Below are 3,257 nucleotides of genomic sequence, written 5' to 3'. Positions count from 1 at the left end.
CTTGAGACGCTGCCGGCACCGGCGGTGCCGGCGCCCGCTGGGAATGCTCCTGCGGCCGCGCCCGCCGTTCCGGCAACGGGAGGCAATCCATGAGCCTCGTCATCTCGCAGACAAGTCCGGGCGGACGCGTCGGCGAACTGGCGCTATGGGGCGCTGCCGGACTGCTGATGCTGACAGTACATTTCAGCGCCGCGGCCTATCTGATGCGGGAACAACCGGATGTGCCCGCCGACAACGCACCGCCGGCAGCGATCATGATCGAGCTTGCGCCAGAGCCGGAAGCCGCCAACACCGAGGAAGAGCAGATCTCTCCTGACATGCAGGAGCAGGAACAGGTGATGAGCGAGCAGGCGGAGCCTGTCGAGGAACCGCAGCCGGAGCCCGTTGAGCAGCCGAGACCCGAACCGACGCCCGAGCCCGTTGCAGAACCTGTCGAGCAGCCGGTCGAACCACCGCTGCAGGAAGTCGCCGAGCCGGTCGAGCCTGAACCGGTGCAGCCGCCCGTGGTGGAACCACCGCCGGAGCCGATCGAGGAGATCAAGCCGGTCGAGGAACAGATGACGGCGGCGCTCGAAAATGTCGAAGTGCCGTTGCCGGTAGTGCGGCCCCTGCCGCCGGTCGAGGAAAAGCCGCCGGAACAGCCGAAAAAGCCGGAGGCCAAAAAGGAACCGGTGAAGAAGGTCCAGAAGCCGAAGCAACAGCAGCAGCAGCAGGCCCGTCCGGACATGGCCGAGGCAAAGATCCAGGCCAAGCAATCGGACCGCACGGCCGCCAGCCAGAATTCCACCAGCTTATTTTCGTCGTCGGTTTCGCCGCAGCAGTGGATGACGCGCGTGAGAACGAAGATTGCTCGCTACGCCCGCAAATGCCCCGGCAACGGAACCGGCATCGTTACGGTCCGCTTCAGCTTCGACGGCAGCGGCAACATCGGCAATGTCTCGGTCGCTGGGTCGTCGGGCAACGCGTCTATCGACGACTATGTCGCATCGGCTGTCCGACGTGCTTCGCCCATCCCTGCGCCGCCTTCCGGTGTTGCAAGTTCACTCAGCCAGCCGGTAAAGTGCGAATAACCGCCTGATTTCCTCGCGGCGTTCGTCCCCGAACCAATCTGGATCTCCAGCATGCACATCACTCTCCCAGAAGCCGAAACGCTTGTTCAGAGCGTTTTCGAAGCCAATGGCGTTCTTGCCGAGACCGCCCGATCCGTCGCCCATGCGCTCGTGCATGCGGAAGCTGCCGGGCAATATGGTCATGGCCTGCGCCGCGTTCCCGCCTATATCGGCCAAGCTCGCTCCGGCAAGGTCGACGGCAAGGCGAGACCCGTCGCCACCCGGCCGCGTCCGGCGGCGCTCGTCGTCGATGCGGCGCTCGGTTACGCCTACCCGGCCTTCGATATCGCAGTCGCCGAGCTTCCGAAAATCGCGCGGGAACAAGGCATCGCGCTTGGCGCCATCCATCGCTCCCACCATGCGGGCGTCATGGCGCTGACCGTCGAGCGGTTTGCCGAGCAAGGCCTTGTGGCGCTGATGTTTGCCAATGCGCCGGCCTCGATGGCCGCCTGGGGCGGCAGGAAGCGGCTGTTCGGCACCAACCCGATCGCCTTTGCGACGCCGATTGCCGGCGAGGATCCGCTGGTCATCGATCTCGCGCTTTCGACCGTCGCCGCCGGCAAGATCATGGCGGCGCGCCAGAAGGGCGAGAGCATTCCGGAAGGCTGGGCCTTCGATGCCAACGGCAAGCCGACCACCGATCCGCACGAGGCCCACAAGGGTCTGATGGCGCCCTCGGGCGGCGCCAAGGGTGCGGCGCTGGCGCTGATGGTGGAGATCCTGTCGGCCGGCCTGACCGGATCGAACTTCTCCTACGAGGCAAGCTCGTTCATGGACGAGAAAGGTTCGCCGCCCTCGGTCGGTCAGACGCTTATTGTCATCGACCCTTCCGCAAGCACGGCCTCGGCTGCAGAGCGGATCGCCGAACTTGCCCTCGAGATGGCCTCCGAAGAGGGCGTTCGCCTGCCAGGGCGACGCGGCCAGAACGCGCGCCGGACGGCGATCGAGCAGGGGCTCGACGTCGACGACGAGGTGATTTCGACGATCAAGGCGCTGGTTTAGGCCCGCAGGGCTGCCGCCGGCGACTGGCGGTAGGCGAGAATGGCCGGCACGGCGGACAGAGCCGCCGATGCGGCGAGCAGGATCAGCGCCATGCGCAGGTCCTCGCCGACAAAGCCGACCGGCAGGATGATGCCACTCTTGACGGTGAAGGCGTTGGCGATCAGCCGGGCAGCGGCGAGGCCGGTCAGGAAGCCGAGACCGATGCCGAGCGCGACCAGCAGGAAGAGCTCGAACCAGACTATGGCGAAAACCGACAGCCGCGGCGCGCCAAAAGCCCGCAGCGCGCCGATCTGGCGCCGCCGCTGGCCGATATGGGTGACGGTGACCAGGACCAGGGCTGCCGCCACCAGGCCCTGCGATCCGGCGGCCACGGCGCTCAGCACCATCTTGGCATCGCCGAGCGTCGCATAGAGGCTGGTCAGCACCTCACCCGGGAAAACCGCGAGCGTATTGCCGTTGCGATATTCCTGGCGGAGCTTGTAGGCATCGGCAATCGTCTTCGGCTTTACGAGGACCGCCGGAAGACCGGGGGCATCGGCGGCGAAATTCTCGTCGATCGCCGCATCCGCATCGATGGACCCGTGATGATCGTGATCCTCGTCGGCATGCTCATCCGCAGCGGCCGCGGCCTGCGTTACCTGTGCTGCTCCGCCTTCGTGGTGCTCTTCTTCCTCATGCTCATGATCGTGGCCGAGGCCATGGACGTGCCAGACCGCCTGGATCGGCACCAGAATGGCCCGATCCCAGGGCGTCCCCGTCGGCGGCAGCTTGCCGGTGACGTGGTATACGACGCCCGCATGGGTCTCGCCGCCCATCGCCGCCGTGCCGTGCATGGGCTTGATTTCCGCTCCGACCGGCAGCTTCACTGCCGCCCCGACCACCGCCTCGCCCTCTTTCTCGAACATGCGGCCCGAGGCAAAACCGGAGACGGTGCTGCCAATCAGCGCGCGGGTCGTGCCGACCAAAGGGTAGCCGGCAAAGGAATCGCCGAACCCGACCGGTGCCACCCAGGCGACACGCGGATCCTTCGAGAGTTTTGCCAGCACCTCGCCCGGCATCAGCGGCAGCGGCGCCGGCTGCAGGAAGATCGACGAGAGCACGAGCTGGGTTTCGCTGCCGGCCGCGCCGATCACCAGGTCGAACTTG

The 3,257-nt window shown here is 66.3% G+C and carries 3 protein-coding genes; 2 read left to right on the top strand and 1 reads right to left on the bottom strand.

Annotated features, from left to right (window positions below):
- The first annotated feature begins 89 nt into the window (after positions 1-89).
- Both MOV61_RS29275 and MOV61_RS29270 read left to right on the top strand, forming a co-directional pair.
- On the top strand, positions 90-1,070 hold the full coding sequence (locus MOV61_RS29275) for an energy transducer TonB (RefSeq protein ID WP_247139095.1): 981 nt from the start codon (positions 90-92) through the stop codon (positions 1,068-1,070).
- Between the two features lie 51 nt (positions 1,071-1,121).
- Positions 1,122-2,111, top strand: coding sequence for an Ldh family oxidoreductase (locus MOV61_RS29270; protein WP_247139094.1), 990 nt, complete (start codon positions 1,122-1,124; stop codon positions 2,109-2,111).
- Here MOV61_RS29270 and MOV61_RS29265 read toward each other — a convergent pair.
- A partial coding sequence (locus tag MOV61_RS29265) for an FtsX-like permease family protein (protein WP_247139093.1) occupies positions 2,108-3,257 on the bottom strand: 1,150 nt, incomplete at its 5' end. The two genes, MOV61_RS29270 and MOV61_RS29265, sit on opposite strands and share 4 nt — an antisense overlap.

The organism is Neorhizobium sp. BETTINA12A (assembly GCF_023006485.1).
In the GTDB taxonomy this organism is placed as follows: domain Bacteria; phylum Pseudomonadota; class Alphaproteobacteria; order Rhizobiales; family Rhizobiaceae; genus Neorhizobium.
Note: the sequence above shows the minus strand (reverse complement) of the source record. Positions and strands in the feature narration are given on the sequence as shown.